Here is an 18,029-nt window from a genome sequence, read left to right as displayed (position 1 = left end):
CCCGCCTTAGGCGTGCTGCAGCAGCAAAATAACCGCAATGCCCGCTGCCGCGCCGCTTACTACCAGCAGCCAGTCGCGGCGGGCTACGTTAAATACCCGCAGCACCACCAAGCCCAGTATCAGGATCAAAGACACAATTAAGAGCTGCCCAAGTTCCACGCCCACATTGAAAGCCAGCAGCTCCAGCACCGGCCGGCTCTGGTGGCCCAGCAGCTCGCGCAGGTAGCTGGAAAAGCCCAGGCCATGAATCAGCCCAAAGCTGATGGCCAGTAGGTTAGGCAAGGCCAGCACAATAGGGGCCCTGGGGTTGGGGCGCTGCCCGGCCTTGCTCAGGTTCACCAGGCAGGTGAGCAGAATGGTAACGGGAATCAGCACTTCAATGAGCGCCGGGCTGTACTGCACAAAGCCCAGCGTGGCCAGCGCCAGCGTAATGGAGTGGCCCACCGTGAAGCTGGTGACCAGCGCCGCCACGCGCCGCCAGTCCTGCAGCACATAGGGCGCGCACAGGGCCAGCAGGAACACCAGGTGGTCGTAAGCCTGCAGATTGAAGATGTGGAAGAAGCCGAGCTGGAGGTAGGTCTGAAAAACGGACATAAGGCAAAGCTAGACAGGGAAGCCGGAACTGCTATATCCGGAACTGCTATATATTACCGCCGCAAGTGTATGTATCCTATTTTCCCGTTATGCTCCGATTAGTGCTTATTCTCGGATTACTCATTTGTTTAGCCCCCTTTGCCCGGGCACAAACTTCCACCGACTCCATCCTCCACATTGCCCGGCCGGCAGCTACCGCCGCAACCTATACCCACGCCGATACCCTGCGCGCTATTCAGGCTATTTTCAGGAAGCACCGCCGTAATGCCCGGGTAATGGCTGGCTCATTCCCTGTTCTTTTGGCGGGAGGGATTTATTGTTTGAGCGAGGAAATGAACTCCGGCTCAGTTGCTATAATTGGGTACTCCACTCCGCAGAATGATGGCTCTACCTGGCGTTCAGCAGGATTTGTTGTAGGAACAGTTGGTGGTTTTGTTCTACTCTACGAGGCACTTAACACCGCCTTCAAAAACACCCGGAGAAGTGAACGGGACATGATAACCCTCTACGAGCAAAAGCAGGCGCTTCCCAAGCGTATGCAACGGCAATTGTCCCGGCAGCTGGCAAAACTGCGCTAAGTGCTGAATTATGCAGCTGGCATAACCTCAGCAGATTGAAGATGTGAAAGGAGCCGAACTGGAGGTAGGTCTGAAGTAAGGCTGGCCATATTAGCCCAACCTGAGCAGATGCTTCCGCGTTGGGAGAGGCCGGCTTTTTCTCTTTCTGATGAATCGTATTTTCCTGTTGAGTGGATTGCTGCTGGGCAGCGTCCCGCTACTGGGGCAAACCCTGCCCGCACCGGATACCACCCGCACCGTGCTGCTCCCGGAAACCACCGTAACCGGCTACGGACAGGAGCTGCCGTTGCGCCGCACCGCCGCCGGTATTGGGGTAGTAGATGCCCGCGTTATCAACCAGTTCAACCAGACCTCCCTTACGGCGGCCGTGAATACGCTGCCGGGCGTGCGGCTGGAGGAGCGGGCCACCGCCAGCTACCGCCTCAGCGTACGGGGCAGCACGCTCCGCTCGCCGTTTGGGGTGCGCAATGTGAAGGTTTACTACAACGATATTCCCTTCACCGAGGCCAGCGGCAGCACCCCGCTCAACCTGCTGGACCCCGCTACTATTGGGCGCATTGAAGTGCTGAAAGGCCCGGCAGGCAGTGCCTACGGCGCCGGAACTGGCGGGGCCGTACTGTTCAGCAGCCCCCGGCCGGCCGCGGGCACCACCCGGGCACAAACCGGCTTCACGGCGGGCAGCTTTGGGTTGCGGCGCTATAACGTAGCTGCCGAAAGCGCCACGGAAAAAGCCAGCTGGCGCGCCCAGTACGTGCGTCAGACCCTGGATGGCTACCGCCAGCAGAGTGCCCAGCGCCGCAGCGTAGTGGCCCTGGATGGGGAGCTGCGGCCTTCTGATGAGCGCACCGTGGCCCTGCATCTGCTGTATACGGATCTGGATTATCAGCTGCCCGGTGGCCTTACCCTGGCGCAGTTTCAGCAGAACCCCCGGCAGGCCCGCCCCGATAGTCCGGTCGGGCCGGGCACTGTGGCGCAAAAGGCGGCCTACCGTTCCCGCACTGCCCTGGTGGGCGGTTCGCATCAATACCAATTCTCGCCCCGCCTCAGCAATAAAACCGTGTTGTATGGCTCCGGCTCAGTTATTCGCACCCCTTTTCTGGTAGACTATGAGCGGAACACGCTGCTGGGGCTGGGCGGGCGCACCGCCTTCCGTTACCAGACTACCCTGGCCGGACATACGCTCCGTTTGCTGGCGGGGGCAGAGGTGCAAAGCAGCTTCGAGAATTCCCGCAACTACCGCAACCAGGGCGGCACGCCCGGGGCCCTGCGCTACGATGATGAAATCCGGACGGCTATGGGCTTTGGCTTTACCCAGGCCGACTGGGAGCTGCCCGCCGGCTGGCTCCTGACGCTGGGGGCCAGCTACAACCGCCTGACCTACCGCATTACCCGGGTATCGGATGCGGCTGCGCAGCCAGATACCTATCAGTTTAAGCGAAGCTTCCGCCCGGAGGTTTCCCCGCGGGTGGCGCTGCTGAAGGAGCTCAGCCCCAAAATTTCAGCCTATGCCAGCGTGAGCACCGGCTTCTCGCCGCCCACCGAAGAAGAAATTCGCCCTTCCGATGGCAGCCTGAACGCCGACCTGCAGGCCGAGCGCGGCACCAGCTACGAAATCGGGACCAGGGGGCAGCTATTGGCCGATCGGCTCACGTTTGATGTTTCGGTGTTTGATTTTGAGCTCCGCCAAACCATTGTAACCCGCAGCAATGCGCAGGGCACCGCCTTGTTTTCCAACTCCGGGGCCACCCGCCAGTTGGGGGCGGAGGTAGCGGCGAGCGGCTGGTTGTGGAAGCCTGCATCGGTAGAAGGGGGGACCTTCAATGCGCCCACCCCCGAAGCGGGTCTGCAGGCCTGGGCCAGCTATGCCTACAACCACTTCCGGTTTCAGACTTACCAGCAGGGCCCCAACGACTACACCGGCAACCGCCTGACGGGCACTGCGCCGCACACCCTCAGCGCGGGCCTGAATGCCAGCCTCCAGCAAGGGTTTTACCTCACGCCCAGCCTCAGCCACCAGGCCCGCCTGCCCCTCAACGATGCCAACACCGTGTTTGCCCCCGGCTACTGGACTTTCGCCGCCCGGGGTGGCTGGCGGCGGGTGCTGCTGCAGCAACTGGAGCTGGATGTATTTGCGGGCATTGAAAACGCCACGGATAGAAAATACAGCCTGGGCAATGATTTAAACGCCTTCGGCAACCGCTACTATCAGCCCGCGCCCGGGCGTAATTATTACGGCGGCGCTACCGTGGGCTGGCGCTGGTAGCGCTTTGTGTATCCATAACGAAAAACTGTCAACTCACTGCTAATGGGCTTTTCTCTGTAAGTCAGGTATCCGTCAACTGCATCAAACGGATGACATTTGAAATCCAGTACGCTAATGTTCCTGATGAAAATTAATGTGAAAGAAAAGTACTTGGCGGTTAGTTATAACTTTGACACGAATCATATTCTATTCCCAACACCTTCATTTTATCAGGCAAGGATTTCCTGAATCCTTGTTACAGCAGCATGAAAAAACAATTACTTATTACAGGCCTGGTTCTGACTACCAGCATGAGCGTGTATGCGCAACAAGCAGTTCCGGCTGGTACCATGGCTCCCAGTGCAGCAGCTGGCACAGCTACCCACGCAGATACAGTACAGGCCGTAAAAACAATGTTTCACAAACACCGCACCGGCGGTTGGATCTGGACTTCCATTGGCAGCGCGTTTGCTGTGCGTATTGCAACGGCGGCGGCAGCGTCAAGCAGCAATTCCATCGATTCACCTACTACCGGTAGTACGGTTACCGGAATTGCCCTGTTTGGCGGCGTACCGGCCGGTATTGGCATTGGCAAGCTAGTGCGTTTCAGCACCACCCGCGAGGCGGAAATACTTAGCGCTTTCGAGCAAGGCAAGACCCTGCCAAAATACGTGAGCAGCCGTTTGAAGAGGAAGTATTTCGGTAAGTAAAGTGCTGTTGATACAAACAAAAACCCCGCTGGTAACTTCCAGCGGGGTTTTTTGCAAATAGATCTACTGAGGGAAGCTCAGTGCAACACGGCTACTGTTTCCGGAAGATGAACGTCTGCACAATAAGGCCGGTACGATTTGCATCGGTTTCATTGATGCCGCCGCCGCCGGTTGCCTGAATAAGCGCGTAACCCGCCTGGTAAAGCTTGGAAATGGCCAGCTGAATTTCCTGGGTCATGGGCACATAGTTGTCCATGGATTTAAACTGCTTCAGGTTGGTTATATCGGTCTTACCATCCTCGTAGGTAACTACAATGCCAGAACCATATACGCCACGTCCCTCATACACCCGCATGACGGCAATACCGCTTGGAGGTACGGTAGCAGTAGCGGTGGGTGGGGCAGCAGGCGTACTGCTGCTTTGCGCGGTTACGGCTACCGGCAGCAGCAGACAAAGTAAAAAGCAATAGCAAGCGTGTAACAACCGCGCATAGCTGATAAGGGAAGTGAATGAACACAGCAAGCTAACAAAAAAGCCCCGCCAACATCTGCCAGCGGGGCTTTTTTGTGCTTATTCAATCCTTAACCAACGGCCGGAATCTCCACGTTGTTAAACCGGATCTGGTGGCCGTCTTCCAGCACGGCTTCCACCACGGAGTCCTTGCTTACGCGGCCGGAGAGAATATCCTTCGACAGCTCGTTGAGCACCAGGCGCTGGATGACGCGCTTCAGCGGCCGGGCCCCAAACTGCGGGTCGAAGCCCTGCTCGCCGAGGTAGTCCAGCACCTCGTCGGTGGCTTCCAGCCGGATGCCGGCTTCTTCCAGGCGGTGCTGAATCTGCTTGAACTGGATGTCGACAATCTTGCGGATTTCCTTGCGCTTGAGGGGCTGGAACATCACAATCTCGTCGATGCGGTTCAGGAACTCGGGGCGCATGTGCTGCTTCAGGCGCTCTACTACTTCCTCGCGGGTGCGGTCCACCACTTCGTCGTGGTTGTATTCATTCAGCTCCTTGAAGTTCTTCTGAATGATATCCGCCCCCGTGTTGGAGGTCATGATGATGATGGTATTCTTGAAGTTCGCCACCCGGCCTTTGTTGTCGGTGAGGCGGCCATCATCCAGCACCTGCAGCAGGATGTTGAACACATCGGGGTGGGCCTTCTCGATTTCGTCGAGCAGAATCACGGAGTATGGCTTACGGCGCACGGCCTCCGTCAGCTGGCCGCCCTCATCGTAGCCCACGTAGCCGGGAGGCGCCCCAATCAGGCGCGATACGGCGTGGCGCTCCTGGTACTCGCTCATATCAATGCGCACCATGTTGTTCTCATCGTTGAACAGGTACTCGGCCAGGGCCTTAGCCAGCTCGGTTTTACCCACGCCGGTAGTGCCCAGGAAAATGAAGGAGCCAATGGGCCGCTTGGGGTCCTGCAGGCCGGCACGGGAGCGGCGCACGGCATCGGATATGGCCGCAATGGCTTCGCTCTGGCCGGCCACGCGCTTGCCCAGCTCTTCTTCCAGGTGCAGCAGCTTCTCGCGGTCCGACTGCAGCATTTTGCTCACCGGAATGCCCGTCCACTTGGCCACTACCTCGGCAATGTCCTCCTGGGTTACCACTTCCTGCAGCATAGAGCCGCCTTCTTTGCTGGCGTTGGCAATGTCCTGGGCCTCTTTCAGCTTGGCTTCGGCTTCCTGAATCTTGCCATAGCGCAGCTCGGCCACGCGGCCGTAGTCGCCCTGGCGCTCGGCCTGGTCGGCTTCCAGCTTGTAGCGCTCAATGGCTTCCTTCTGCTCCTGAATGTTGGTGAGCACCGATTTCTCGTTTTCCCACTGGGCCTTCAGGTCGTCGCGCTTCTCGCTCAGCTCGCTTAGCTCCTTGCTCAGCACGGCTTCACGGTCCTTGTTGTTTTCGCGGCGGATGGCTTCGCGCTCAATTTCCAGCTGCATGATGCGGCGCTGCACCTCATCCAGCTCGGCGGGCATGGAGTTCAGCTCAATGCGCAGCTTGGCGGCGGCTTCGTCCATCAGGTCAATGGCCTTGTCGGGCAGGAAACGGTCGGTGATGTATCGGCTACTCAGCTCCACGGCGGCAATTACGGCGTCGTCGGTGATGCGCACGCCGTGGTGCAGCTCGTACTTCTCCTTGATGCCGCGTAGGATGCTGATGGCGTCTTCCTGCGAAGGCTCGTCTACCATTACGGCCTGGAAGCGGCGCTCCAGGGCCTTGTCCTTCTCGATGTACTTCTGGTATTCCTTGAGGGTGGTAGCGCCAATGGAGTGCAGCTCGCCGCGGGCCAGAGCAGGCTTCAACAGATTGGCCGCGTCCATAGCGCCCTCGCCACCGCCGCCAGCCCCAATGAGGGTGTGCATCTCATCAATGAACAGAATAATCTGCCCTTCGGAGTCGGTTACTTCCTTGATAACGGACTTGAGGCGCTCCTCAAACTCGCCCTTGTACTTGGCGCCAGCCACCAGCAAGCCCATATCCAGGCTCATGATGATTTTGTCCTTGAGGTTTTCGGGCACGTCGCCGGCCACAATGCGCTGGGCCAGGCCCTCCACAATGGCGGTTTTACCCACGCCGGGCTCGCCCAGCAGCACGGGGTTGTTCTTGGTACGGCGGGAGAGAATCTGCAGCACGCGGCGGATTTCCTCGTCGCGGCCGATAACGGGGTCCATCTTGCCGGAGCGCACTTGCTCATTCAGGTTGCGCGAGTAGCGGTTCAGGCTCTGGTACTGGTCCTCGGCGGTTTGGCTGGTGACTTTGCGGCCCCCACGCAGCTCCTTAATGCCGGCTTTCAGGTCTTTTTCGTTGAAGCCCGCGTCTTTCATCAGCGTGGCTACGCTGTCTTTGCCGCCCAGCAAACCCAGCAGCAAGTGCTCCACGGATACGTACTCATCCCCGAACTCCTTAAGGAAGCCCGAGGCGCGCTGCAGCGCCGAGTTGGCATCGTTGGACAGGTACGGCGAGCCGCCGCTCACCTTGGGGTAGGCGGCTACAATGGCGTCCAGGCGCGGGGTAAGAATATTGAGGTTGGCGCCCAGCTTCTTGGCCAGAAACGACAGTACATTCTCGTCGCTCTGGAAAAGGCCCTTCAGCAAATGGCCCGTTTCAATGGCCTGCTGCTGGTTGGCGCCGGCAATTTCGGTGGCCTTTTGCACGGCCTCCTGCGCCTTAATGGTATAGTTGTTAAAGTTCATGGCTACTAGGGCTTAAGTAGATGCTTCGGTTAAGAAGTTCTACGAGTGGCCTAGCAAACCGGGTGCAGAAGTGTTTTTGCTGACTTTTTGGCTGATTTATTGATTTTATTGGCTTTACATAAGTCAATATGTCTTATTGTTGCTTACTTGCATATGCATCTATCGCCAAAAAGACATATGGAGAATAATTTAAGTAAGTCAATTATAGCTGCTACAGCTTCTAACCTTACTGACATTACAAAAGATATTGTCGAAGCCGCCTTTGATTCATTGACTGATGATGGAATGATGAAAGATATTCCAGTAGTAAATACGATTCATTCACTATATAAAATAGGGACAAGTATTCGAGAAAGAATATTTATAAACATGATTCTTAAATTTCTAGTAGAATTGAAGGATATCCCACTCGAAAAACGAAAAGAATTTGCAGATAGGTTGCAAGAAGGATCCTATAGAGATAAAGCAGGAGAGAAAATCATAGTAATCTTAGATAAGCTAGATGATTCGGATAAGGCATCAATGATTGGTAAATTATTTCGAGCCTGTATACAGGGTAAATTTATTTTCGAGGATTTTTTAAGATTGTCACATATTGTAAATAATTCTTTCTTGGATGATCTACGTGTATTAAAAAGTGGTTTTCAAGTCGATGGCCGTGTTGCAACTTATAGTTTGTCAGATTCAGATTTAAGTAAGTTATATAGGGTTGGGTTAGCTTCTGCTGTAATTGTTCCAGATGCTTCTTCTATAGCTAGAAGGGAGAGATACCGCGAAACAAATAAGCCTATTGACTATAAAACAGCATACAAATTAAACAATGATGCATACATTATAACTCGGGAATTATTCGATTTTGCTTGGATTGAAGAAGTCTACGGTATATATAAAGGAAGGAAATAGGTATCTGTGGCGAAATACCAAATCATAGGGGAACCCCTCAACTGGCGCGAGCTTGTAGCTCGTGACCAGCCATGTGGTGGAGGTTGTACCTCCACTGGCGAGGAGCGGCAAATTACGCAAGAACGAACCCGGCGGCGAACGGCGCAAGCGGTGGGAGGCGCAGCCTCCCGGCATAACTGGTCACGAGTTACGCTGCGCTAAACTCGCGCCAATGCCGCGTTATTACTGTTGAAATAACTGAATGGTATAGTCAAGCAGGCTTGGGCCGCCGACTTTGCCATGCCCGGGAATTACAACTTGCACCGCAGGATATGCTTGCTTTATTTTTTCTACGGTGGCGGACCACGCTTGCACGTTGGCATCGCCCAAATAGCCTTTGTTGGCCTGCAACTCCTTAATTAAACAGCCACCAAACAGCACTTTGTCCTCCGGGAAATACCCCACTATGTTGTCTTTGGTGTGGCCTTCTCCCCAAAAAATGGCATACACCTTCGTAGTGCCAACCTTCACCGTCAGGCTATCGGTAAACCCGCGCTGAGGAATATTAAACTTGTTCTGCTTAGCGTACTCAATCGTATTTTTATTGGCGAAGGAGGGGATTTTTTGTCGCTCAAATTCCTTTAGCCCACCCACGCAATCCTCATGAAAATGGGTTGGGATAATAGCCTTCACTTTGCAGTGCAGGTCTTTGCTTATCCAGGCAATCAACTCTTTGGATTCCTGGTCGCCGGTAGGCGTATCAAACACCACGGTTTCACTGCCGCTTTTTACCACCATGCCGTTGCAGGGAACCTTGCCGAAGGTCTTGGTCTGCAAATACGAGGTATGCACAAAGCTGTTCTTCGCAACTTGCGTAATCATCAAATTCGCTGATTGATAAACTACTTTTTCGGTTTTGGCGCTGAGTTTACTGGGGGTGCTTTTCGCCGCAACGGCAATCAGGAGTGCAACGGGAAGCAGAAATTTCATGGTTAGTTAGCAGCTAAAGTTTGGTTGACTTTGTCCCCTGGTGCGCAGATAAAAGCTACTTCGGGGCAACTATACTGGCCAGTAGAATAGGCGGGAGGAAGCGCAGCCTCTTGAAATCAGTAAGCACTAATTACGCCGCAATAAAGTCCCGTTCAAGAGTGAAATGGTATGAGCACTGCAGCATTGGATAAACAGGGCATAAAAGCCGGAAAAACCGCGCAGCTTATTATTCCTTGCCGAATACCTTCTTCCCCAGCAGCACTATTTTCTCAACCACGAAGCCAATCAGTAACCCGCCAATAGCACAGGATAGCGCCTTGGCCAGCCATGCCACCGCCGGCAGGTGGGCTAAAGACTCTTCCAGATCATCCAGTAAATGACTGGTAAACGGAATGCCGTGGGCTATGATTTCAGCACCTACCCAAAGCATGGCAGCCGTACCCACATAGCTTAAGATGTTCAGGAAGTGCGGCATGAATTTTACGATGCCGCGCCCCAGTTTTTGCGTAGCGGGGTGGTATTTATCCTGGGCCATGTGCACGCCCACATCGTCGGCTTTCACAATCAGGCCCACAAAGCCATACACGGCCACCGTAATAAAAACGGCCACGGCCGCCATAACCACAATCTGGTTTACTATCGGCTGCTCGGTTACCTGGCTGTAAGCAATGGCCATAATTTCGGCCGACAGGATAATATCGGTGCGCACGGCGCCCGCCACCCGTTCCTTTTCCAGCTCCTCCGGCGTAATTATTTCTACCTGCTCGCTTTCCACGTCCACCTCGTGGTGCTTGCTGAACATGGAGTGTACCTTTTCGTACCCTTCGAAGCATAAATAAGCCCCGCCCAGCATTAAAATGGGCGTAATGGCCCAGGGGGCAAAATAGCCCAGTACCAAAGCCGCCGGGCTCAGAATCAATAATTTATTGATCAGGGACTTTTTGGCTATCTGATAAATAATAGAAAGCTCCCGGGAGGGGTCGAGGCCCACGACGTATTTGGGCGTAACCGCCGTATCGTCGATAACAATGCCGGATACTTTGCCGGTGGTTTTGGCTACCTGGGCGGGCACGTCGTCTAAACTGGCCGCGCTTACTTTTACCAAAGCGGAAATATCATCCAGTAGCGCAAAAAAACCTGAAGCCATATTCTATGTGTTCGTTACCTCATTCTCGTTTTTCAGGTGATTATGCGTTTTCGCATAGCTCAGCTTGCCGGCAAGTTATGGGGATTTCCTCCAACTGGCGCGAGCTTGTAGCTCGTGACCAGCCCTGCAGCGGAGGTTGTACCTCCGCTGGCGCGTAGCGGCAAACTAAGCGAGAATAAACCCGGCTGCAAGCGGTGCGGGTGGTGGGAGGCGCAGCCTCCCGGCATAACTGGTCACGAGTTACGCTGTGCTAAACTCGCGCCAGCGGCAGGGGCTCAAAAAATCAGTCAAAAAGCCGTTAATGGAAGGGCGTATTAATAGGTAGGTAGATATTTATTCGGACTAAAGCTCCTTGGTAATGGGAGTAAAATTAATAAGTACGGAGGAAAAAAAGCGCTTTTTATCCTGGATAGCACCTGCCTCCTCAGGAACAGCATAGGAGCAGGTTAGCAGGTAGATAGCCTGATGGTGGTACATCCAAACTGTCTCAATATTAATGGGGCGCTGATGGTAATCGTCGAACCCACGATAAAGTGCAGCGCGGGCTGGATTACCAGCAAAAACAATGTTGCCACTGGAAACCAACTTGCCTTTTATTACCTGACGATTATAAAGCTTAACCGCTCTTTCATAGGTTTTAATTAGGCTTGCTTCAGTTGGTATCAGATCCGGATTATAATGGGGGATGTAACGTAAGTCTACCCGCAATACCTGGAATTCATTGTCAGAAGTCGAAGTCCAGAATCTTTGTGCTCCCTGCAACTTTGTGCCCTCCTCTAATGTGCCTTCATAAGGCATCTGAATAGTAATCTGATCATCTATTCGGGTAGTGGGCCAGTTGCTTTGGGCAAGGCAAGGAGTAGTAAAGCCTATGACTAAACAGCAAAAAAGGAAACCCAGGATATGCCCAGAGATACGCGAGGAAGAAATATTCATGTCCGGGTTTAATATCCTAAGAAGGGATGCGGTAGGGAAAAGTAAACGAAGCTTTCTACCTCTACAAGTGTGGACGGATAGTCCGTAAAATACTGCTGCTGGTATACTTTTGAAACCACGTTCCCAAAGTACACCAGCAGCAGAGGTACATTCAACAAAAGCCCTATTGCTTTATTAAGATGAAGCGGATTGAGTATAGTTACGCTGACAGCCGTAAAAATGAGCTAGGCAATTATTTAGAATTCTACCCCGGCTGAAAGCCCCAGCGCCTTGTAGTGTAAGTAGCCTATATTCTCCTTGGTGCCAATCATTGTTTGACGGATTCCCGGGTTATTATCACTGTCTCTGCCTATGGAGTATTGTAACTCAATTAGAGGGGAAAGCCGGGTTTTAGTTTTGATTTCTAAGCCCACCCGGAAAGCGCCACTAATAACCCGATGGGCGCGCTCCGTGGGTTTAGCATCGGCAATGATTACATCTTCACGGAAGTAGCGATAAGCATCACCCCCTACATAAGTAAGGGTGGTGTAAGACAGCGTAGTGTGGTTATTGAGGAACATGCCAACCATGGGCCCAGCCGCCATATAGGGTCTGAACCGGTCGTGGCCCCAGGTATAACGAATTAAAAGAGGTGCCTGCAGGCTCTGGGCTTCCACATTAGCGGGCAGAACCAGAGGCTCTCCCTCATTTGCGGATCCTGCCTGCGCGGGCTTTATTGGGGAGGATGTACTACGGTGATAAGCATATTGCAACCCGCTGATGAGCGACTAGGGGCCATGATTGGCCAGCCGCACTTCCAGCGCATAAGCCGGGAGAACAGCGGTTTGTGCTTCTGCCCGTGGTAAGTAGTTGAAGTCGGGATAGAACAGTTTTCCCTGCTGCAAACCTCCCCGCATTCTTACAAACAGGTGCATGGTGCTGACCGGATCAGGCAAACGGTAGTCGTGGGCCTGAGGGGTGGTATGGCAAAGGGTGTCATAGCGTAGAATCAGGTTGCCGATTTTGCGCTCATCGAAAGGAGTGCGAGCCAACGCCTCCACTACAACAGGGCAGTCCTGGAGCAACACCGGAAATGCTCCCTGGTAAGTAAGCTTTCGAACCGGCATCAGGCTGCGGCCTTCAAAGCCGATAAAATACTGCACTCTTTCCGAGGGAGTGCCCTGCTGCGACTGACGCGCTGCATTGTAGTTATACCGATAGAAGCTGGCATAACCACTAACTAATTGTTGAAGCAACACAGCCGCGGAGTCGGCATTTCCGGTTGCCGCATTGCGGCCGATTGTAATGGTGCGTTTTACGAAGCGCTGTCCATCCTGTAAACCAACGGCCTGCAGGTCCTGCACATTAAATTGTTGACGCTTGCCTTGCTCATCCACTTTGAGCGTTACTCCTTCTTCCGTAACAAACTGCGGAATATGAATGAGGCCACGCGTAGTATCGCCAGTTGTAGAAACCACATAGCCCGGGCTCCACGCTTTAAAATTCTGGGCTACAATAACTTTCGGGAATAAGGTAAATAAAATACCTGCACAGCAAATGGCAGCTCTGGTGTTACGCAACATGTAAAAAGAGAAGGTATAACGTGAATTGCGTAATAGGTAGAAGCTGTATAGCAGATTATAACTTTAGCGCGGTCAAAAATAGGATAATTTAAGAGGTAGCTTTATAGGTAAGACCACTTTTCTGCCTAAATAAATAGCCCTCTTGACTGGTATTTGCTCGCAGGAAAACGGGTCCTGCCATACTAAAATCAGGGTGCCTGGGATTTGGGGAGGACAGCCGTCAGGGCAGTGTCCAGATTCTACCGGTCCTAATGCGGGCCAGCGGTGCCAGCACGGCGGAACAGTAACGCCGAAACAACCCACAGCCCGGCGAAGAGGGTGTTTAGCGCAATTACCCACACTACGCCTAAGTTGATTTCTGGCTTCCAGATCAGCATGGCTACAAAAGGAACGGCAAACTGAGTAAGCGCGGCGGCAAACATGGCCTTAGCCATGCCCAGGGGCCGGAGCTGCGCTACTATGGCCCCAATGAAGCCAACGGCCAGCACCCCACCGTACAGCAGGTTAGCCGGGTTGTCCTCGCTGCCGATGAAGCCCACGGCCAGGTTGCCCCACACCAGCAGGAGGGAAGCTGCCACCGCCACGCCGGCGGCCAGTTTATACGCGCCGTTGCGGGCCCTGCCTGCTATCAGCAGATACGTGAGGCCCGTACCAAATAGCAGGATGCCGGCCACCACGAAATCAGAAAAGGTCCAGTTTACGCCTGAGTTGAATTGCATGGCTACCAGGGGAATCAGCAGGAGGAATGCCGTGGCAACGGCAAGGCGAAGAATGCTTTTGGTGAGGGTCATGACTGTGGGGTTTTTAGGGTGAGGATGAAAGAATACTTGCGAGAGGGGATAATAATGGAGCCAGGCACGGGTGCTGGTGTGGGTCGTAGCCGGGGCCTGTGGATGGAAAACCAAGTGCCTGATTGCTAGTCAGCGGCGGGCCTCCACCGGCGGCAGACACTTGCCTATGGGTAGTATAAAGGAGAACGACACAAAGGATATGAAAGAACTTTGCATTTCAAAGTAGATGTAAATTATTTTCTCTGAGTCATAGCATCTGTCTTTCAGAAAGTGCTTTAGCAGGTCTTATTGGAACTACCCCAACTCAATAATCCGCTCCACGCATAGCTGCTCCAGAAAAACGTTGTCGTGCGCTACCACCGTGGCGCGAATGGGTCGGCAACGAAGAAAGACCGGATTGCTGTCAGCAGAAGCCCGGCAACGCTTCCAGAGGGAAAGAGCGGACACATCTACGTCCTCGCGTGCTTCGCTATACTCACCTGGCACATCAACTGCCCCGGCTACCACTACCGCCACTGGAAAGGCGTGTTCTACCCCGATAAGCTACCCCAGCGCCGCTGGTTTGAGTTCTATAGTCAGCATTTTCAGACGCTGGAGCTCAACGTCACCTTCTACCGGTTTCCGCAGCTTTCCGCTTCCCTTGCTTTCTGCTTTCCTTGCTTTCTGCTTTCCAGGTGCCCAAAAATACCATCCGGTAAGATGCCGGATACAGGGGGGATGCTGCCGGGGCTAGGTGGCCGGGCTCCTGCAACTACCACCCTGGGAAACGCCGACAACGTGGGCCGCAACCCGGGAGGAAAAATAGGGAATGCCATAAAGTTGTGATAAAATATGATATTTCTAGTTTAAATATTGATTATTTTAATAGAAAACTTGACTGGTTTTTAGGCCGCTTTACCCTTAAATCAACCTCAACTATGAAAAAAATAACTATGCTTATGGCCTTTGCGCTGCTGGCAGGCAGGGCAGGGGCCCAGTCGAATAGCAGCACGGTAGCGCAGACCGGCAATAACAATGAGGCTTATATCGAGCAGGTAGGTGAGCAGAACACCGCTTCGCAAATCCAGAAGGGGAACCTTAATCAGGCCTCCATTCTACAATCTGGTAGGGCAAATACCGCCATGCAGCAGCAACAAGGCAGGAGCAACACCGCCAGTATTTTGATGCGGGAGGCCTTCCAGACTACTGCCATACAAATCCAGAAAGGAAACTACAATCTGGCCACCGTTGAACAAGGAGGGGCCATTGCTTCTGGAATTGCAAAGCAGTATCAGACCGGTAATCATAATACTGCCACGGTGCATCAGATAAACTGGCAAACCGATGCGTATCAAGAGCAGATAGGTAATTACAATAGGGCATCTTCCGCCCAGGGAAATATTAGCGCCGGGCAAATCTCGAGACAATATCAGTATGGTGACCACAATGAGGCTTCCATAGCCCAGGCTAGGTTCGATCAATATGCCCTACAGCGGCAGGAGGGGAATCATAACAAGGCCAGTGTGAATCAGTATTATGACTCCAACGAATCTGAGCAGTATCAATACGGAGACTACAATGAGGCTACTGTGACGCAGTTGTATAGTGGGGTAAACAAGGCACTGCAGGTACAACGGGGAAACCATAACATGGCTTTCATAGACCAGGATGCCGCCTTCAGCAACACGGCTACCCAACGACAGCGCGGCAACAGAAACCAGGCGGAGATAACGCAGGGCTATTATAATGAGGCCACCCAGACCCAGGAGGGCGACAACAACGAAGCCCGCATTGCGCAGGGCGATGAAAATGAAGCCTGGCAATATCAGACAGGCAACAACAATAGCGCCGTAACGCAACAATCCAGAGGCAATAGTAGCACTATCACGCAGGTGGGCAATGGCAATTCAGCAACCGTAATCCAGTAGATGCCTTCATCACCCGAAAGGAATAAGAAGGGTAAACAGCCAAAGCTTCCGGACTAACTTCGGTCGGCATGCTTTGCTGACACTCTTCTTGACGTTCTTGTTGCTCAGTTTCACAATGCCCCATGGACCCTGGCACAGACCGGGGAGCAGTGTGTATTTGCGGAAATAATTCGGGGCGGGCTACCTTGCCCAACCGGCGGGCGCTTGCGGGAAGCATACTTTTTTGCCCCGCTTGGTTGATACAGAAGATGCGTGCCTGGCGCATTCTTCCACTTTTCCTCTGCCCCATGCTCGACCTTGTGATTGATGCCCGTCCGGCGGCTATTAGCGCCGGCTTTAATGTTCGCCGGATTCTGCCTTACCGGCTGCGGCGCATGCTGGGGCCCTTTATTTTCATGGACCACGCCGGGCCCGTGAATGCTCCGCCCACCGAAATGCACAACCTGGATGTACTGCCCCATCCGCACATCGGCCTCAGCACCGTGAGCTACCTGTTTGGCGGCCAGGTAACGCACCGCGACAGTCTGGGCGTAGAGCAGATCATCCGACCCGGCGAAGTAAACTGGATGACGGCCGGCAGCGGCATTGCCCACTCCGAGCGGTTTGAGGACCCCGCCGCACTGGCCGGCGGCGCGCTGGAAATGGTGCAGACCTGGGTGGCCCTGCCCGAAGCCGCCGAGGAAACCGCCCCGGCCTTCACTAACTACCAGCCCCAGGAGCTTCCCATCTTCACCGAGCCCGGCGTGTGGATGCGCCTCATTGCCGGCGACGCTTTCGGACTGAAAAATGACGTAAAAACCCACTCGCCGCTGTTCTACCTGCACGTGGTGCTGCAGCCCGGTGCCCGCTTTGGCCTGCCGCGCGGCTACCCTGAGCGGGGCGCCTACGTGGCCAAAGGCAGCGTGGAAGTGGGCGGCCGGCGCTATACTGCCGGCCAGCTGCTGGTGTTCACGGCCGGCCAGGATCCGGTGCTGGTGGCCCAGGAGGCCAGCACGCTCATGCTACTGGGCGGCGAGCCGCTGGGGGAGCGGTTTATCTGGTGGAACTTCGTGTCCTCGCGTCGGGAGCGGATTGAGCAGGCCAAAGCCGACTGGAAGGCCGGCCGCATTGCCCTGCCCCCGAATGATAACGCGGAGTTTGTGCCCCTGCCCGAGGATAAGTCCCGCCCGGCCGGCTCCCCGCCGCCCCAGGCGCTTTCATAGGGTGAGTAGGAGTGGGAAGCACAACCCAAGAGCGTCATGTCGAGCGCAGTCGAGACATCTCGCGTGCTGACGTTGTAATGGTATTGTCATGCTGAGCGCAGCCGAAGCATCTCGCCCACTTCGTTGCAGTGGTATACCTCACTAGCGAGATGTCTCGACTTCGCTCGACATGACGCTCTTGGGTTGATCAGAAGATTATGCCGGCCGCATACTTCAGCACAGCGGTGGCTTGCCAGGGTGCGGGAGGCCAGCCTGTAAAAACGCCCCCGTCTTCCGGTTAGTGGGGCCGGAAGGCGGGGGCGTGCGGGTAAGTGGGCTTATTTATGCTCTTCGTGCAGCTGCGCATTCATCAGCGTAGCCAGAACAGAGTCGGGGAGGACGAGGCTGGAGAGGAAGTTGACCTTCGCCCCAAGCGTGGGCAGGGAGCGGGACTCGCCTTCCATTAGCGCGTCGTAGCCATCCTCGGCCACCTGGCGGGCATCGGCGGTGTGGTGGGCCGCCCGGGTATTCTCGGCGTGAGCCGTGCGGAAGAAGTTGGTAGCGGTGGGCGGCGGGCAGAGAATGGTCATGGTAACGGCCGATTTCTGCTGTTTAAGCTCGTGTTGTATCGCCTCCGAGAAGCTCAGTACAAAGGCTTTGGTGGCGGCATACACGGCCTGGCAGGGGCTGGGGGAGAAGGAGGCCACCGAGCCCACCTGCAGAATCCGGCCTTCGTTGCGGGCTACCATTTCCCGCAGGTAGAGCTTGGTAAGGTGCACCAGGGAGGCCGCATTTACCTGAATAATGTTGAGCTCGGTCTGAAGGTCGGTGTCGGTGAAATAGCCGGTTTCGCCAAAGCCGGCGTCGTTCACCAAGGCATCAATGCGGAAGCCGCGTTGGGTGGTTTCGGCATAAATCTGCTCGGAGCTTTCTGGCAGGCTTAGGTCATAGGGCAGCAGAATAATATCTACGCCCTCAAATTCCTGGTGGATCAGGCGGGCCGCTTCTTTCAGCTCATCCAGGTGACGGGCCACGAGCACGACGCGGTAATCGTCGCGCGCGAAGCAGCGGGCCAGCTCGAAGCCTATGCCGCTGGAGGCACCGGTAATCAAGGCGGTTTGGTCATTCATGGCTGTAAGGTTTAAGGTGAAAGATTATTCTATTAAGTTACTTATATATAGACAAATAAATTCCAGAAAGGCGGCCCGGTCCACCACCTGGATTGCCGGGGCGGGGGCCGGAAAGCCGCCCCCGCGCCGGGAGCAAATTAACCCGTGGGCCGCGGGGGCGTAGGTATGCAGGCAGGAAGTG

The 18,029-nt window shown here is 54.6% G+C and carries 18 protein-coding genes; 7 read left to right on the top strand and 11 right to left on the bottom strand.

What is annotated here, in order from left to right:
* Nucleotides 1–6 precede the first annotated feature (6 nt).
* The gene (locus AM218_RS11525) at nucleotides 7–594 is read right to left on the bottom strand and encodes a HupE/UreJ family protein (RefSeq protein ID WP_054414000.1); all 588 of its coding nucleotides are present in this window, start codon (nucleotides 592–594) and stop codon (nucleotides 7–9) included.
* 89 nt (nucleotides 595–683) lie between these two features.
* On the opposite strand from AM218_RS11525, the gene AM218_RS11520 reads away from it, so the two are divergent.
* The 3 genes from AM218_RS11520 (at nucleotide 684) to AM218_RS11510 (ending at nucleotide 4,124) form a co-directional block, all read left to right on the top strand.
* Nucleotides 684–1,172: a hypothetical protein gene (locus AM218_RS11520; protein ID WP_054413999.1), complete on the top strand. Its 489-nt coding sequence runs from the start codon at nucleotides 684–686 to the stop codon at nucleotides 1,170–1,172.
* A 148-nt stretch (nucleotides 1,173–1,320) separates the two neighbouring features.
* Entirely contained in the window at nucleotides 1,321–3,435 is a 2,115-nt protein-coding gene (locus AM218_RS11515) for a TonB-dependent receptor family protein (protein WP_082318196.1), read from the top strand.
* A gap of 245 nt (nucleotides 3,436–3,680) precedes the next feature.
* The gene (locus AM218_RS11510; protein WP_157547644.1) at nucleotides 3,681–4,124 is read left to right on the top strand and encodes a hypothetical protein; all 444 of its coding nucleotides are present in this window, start codon (nucleotides 3,681–3,683) and stop codon (nucleotides 4,122–4,124) included.
* A gap of 91 nt (nucleotides 4,125–4,215) precedes the next feature.
* Here AM218_RS11510 and AM218_RS11505 read toward each other — a convergent pair whose 3' ends face one another.
* Nucleotides 4,216–4,608 (bottom strand): hypothetical protein, encoded by a 393-nt coding sequence (locus tag AM218_RS11505; RefSeq protein WP_157547643.1) that lies wholly within the window; start codon nucleotides 4,606–4,608, stop codon nucleotides 4,216–4,218.
* Between the two features lie 98 nt (nucleotides 4,609–4,706).
* Nucleotides 4,707–7,322, bottom strand: a complete 2,616-nt coding sequence (clpB, locus tag AM218_RS11500; RefSeq protein WP_054413995.1) for an ATP-dependent chaperone ClpB — start codon at nucleotides 7,320–7,322, stop codon at nucleotides 4,707–4,709.
* Nucleotides 7,323–7,409: 87 nt separating this feature from the next.
* On the opposite strand from clpB, the gene AM218_RS11495 reads away from it, so the two are divergent.
* Nucleotides 7,410–8,225 carry a hypothetical protein gene (locus tag AM218_RS11495; protein WP_157547642.1) on the top strand — a complete coding sequence of 272 codons (816 nt, stop codon included), beginning with the start codon at nucleotides 7,410–7,412 and terminating at the stop codon, nucleotides 8,223–8,225.
* A 222-nt stretch (nucleotides 8,226–8,447) separates the two neighbouring features.
* Here AM218_RS11495 and bla read toward each other — a convergent pair whose 3' ends face one another.
* The 7 genes from bla to AM218_RS17065 all read right to left on the bottom strand — a co-directional run bounded on the left by bla (nucleotide 8,448) and on the right by AM218_RS17065 (nucleotide 14,077).
* On the bottom strand, nucleotides 8,448–9,194 hold the full coding sequence (bla, locus tag AM218_RS11490) for a subclass B1 metallo-beta-lactamase (RefSeq protein WP_054413993.1): 747 nt from the start codon (nucleotides 9,192–9,194) through the stop codon (nucleotides 8,448–8,450).
* Nucleotides 9,195–9,420: 226 nt separating this feature from the next.
* Entirely contained in the window at nucleotides 9,421–10,341 is a 921-nt protein-coding gene (locus tag AM218_RS11485) for a DUF808 domain-containing protein (RefSeq protein WP_054413992.1), read from the bottom strand.
* Between the two features lie 342 nt (nucleotides 10,342–10,683).
* Nucleotides 10,684–11,277: a hypothetical protein gene (locus AM218_RS11480; protein WP_157547641.1), complete on the bottom strand. Its 594-nt coding sequence runs from the start codon at nucleotides 11,275–11,277 to the stop codon at nucleotides 10,684–10,686.
* 236 nt (nucleotides 11,278–11,513) lie between these two features.
* Nucleotides 11,514–11,933, bottom strand: a complete 420-nt coding sequence (locus AM218_RS11475) for a hypothetical protein (RefSeq protein WP_054413990.1) — start codon at nucleotides 11,931–11,933, stop codon at nucleotides 11,514–11,516.
* A gap of 111 nt (nucleotides 11,934–12,044) precedes the next feature.
* Complete coding sequence (locus AM218_RS11470) at nucleotides 12,045–12,839, bottom strand: hypothetical protein (protein WP_054413989.1); 795 nt, start codon at nucleotides 12,837–12,839, stop codon at nucleotides 12,045–12,047.
* Nucleotides 12,840–13,087: 248 nt separating this feature from the next.
* Nucleotides 13,088–13,630, bottom strand: coding sequence for a hypothetical protein (locus AM218_RS11465; protein ID WP_054413988.1), 543 nt, complete (start codon nucleotides 13,628–13,630; stop codon nucleotides 13,088–13,090).
* Between the two features lie 294 nt (nucleotides 13,631–13,924).
* A complete protein-coding gene (locus AM218_RS17065) occupies nucleotides 13,925–14,077 on the bottom strand; it encodes a hypothetical protein (protein WP_231717479.1) in 153 nt (50 codons plus the stop codon).
* Between AM218_RS17065 and AM218_RS17225 the strand changes: the two genes are divergently transcribed.
* The 3 genes from AM218_RS17225 (at nucleotide 14,027) to AM218_RS11450 (ending at nucleotide 16,739) form a co-directional block, all read left to right on the top strand.
* Nucleotides 14,027–14,455: a DUF72 domain-containing protein gene (locus AM218_RS17225; RefSeq protein WP_502213744.1), complete on the top strand. Its 429-nt coding sequence runs from the start codon at nucleotides 14,027–14,029 to the stop codon at nucleotides 14,453–14,455. The genes AM218_RS17065 and AM218_RS17225 overlap by 51 nt on opposite strands.
* Nucleotides 14,452–15,537 carry a hypothetical protein gene (locus tag AM218_RS11455; RefSeq protein WP_157547640.1) on the top strand — a complete coding sequence of 362 codons (1,086 nt, stop codon included), beginning with the start codon at nucleotides 14,452–14,454 and terminating at the stop codon, nucleotides 15,535–15,537. Before AM218_RS17225 ends, AM218_RS11455 begins: the two co-directional genes overlap by 4 nt.
* 287 nt (nucleotides 15,538–15,824) lie before the next feature.
* Nucleotides 15,825–16,739 (top strand): pirin family protein, encoded by a 915-nt coding sequence (locus tag AM218_RS11450; protein ID WP_054413985.1) that lies wholly within the window; start codon nucleotides 15,825–15,827, stop codon nucleotides 16,737–16,739.
* Nucleotides 16,740–17,056: 317 nt separating this feature from the next.
* On the opposite strand, the gene AM218_RS11445 is transcribed toward AM218_RS11450, so the two are convergent.
* Nucleotides 17,057–17,848, bottom strand: coding sequence for an SDR family NAD(P)-dependent oxidoreductase (locus AM218_RS11445; protein WP_054413984.1), 792 nt, complete (start codon nucleotides 17,846–17,848; stop codon nucleotides 17,057–17,059).
* Nucleotides 17,849–18,029 lie beyond the last annotated feature (181 nt).

It is taken from the genome of Hymenobacter sp. DG25A (assembly GCF_001280305.1).
Classification (GTDB): domain Bacteria; phylum Bacteroidota; class Bacteroidia; order Cytophagales; family Hymenobacteraceae; genus Hymenobacter.
The sequence above is the reverse complement of the archived record's forward strand: the minus strand, read 5'-3'. Positions and strand labels throughout refer to the sequence as shown.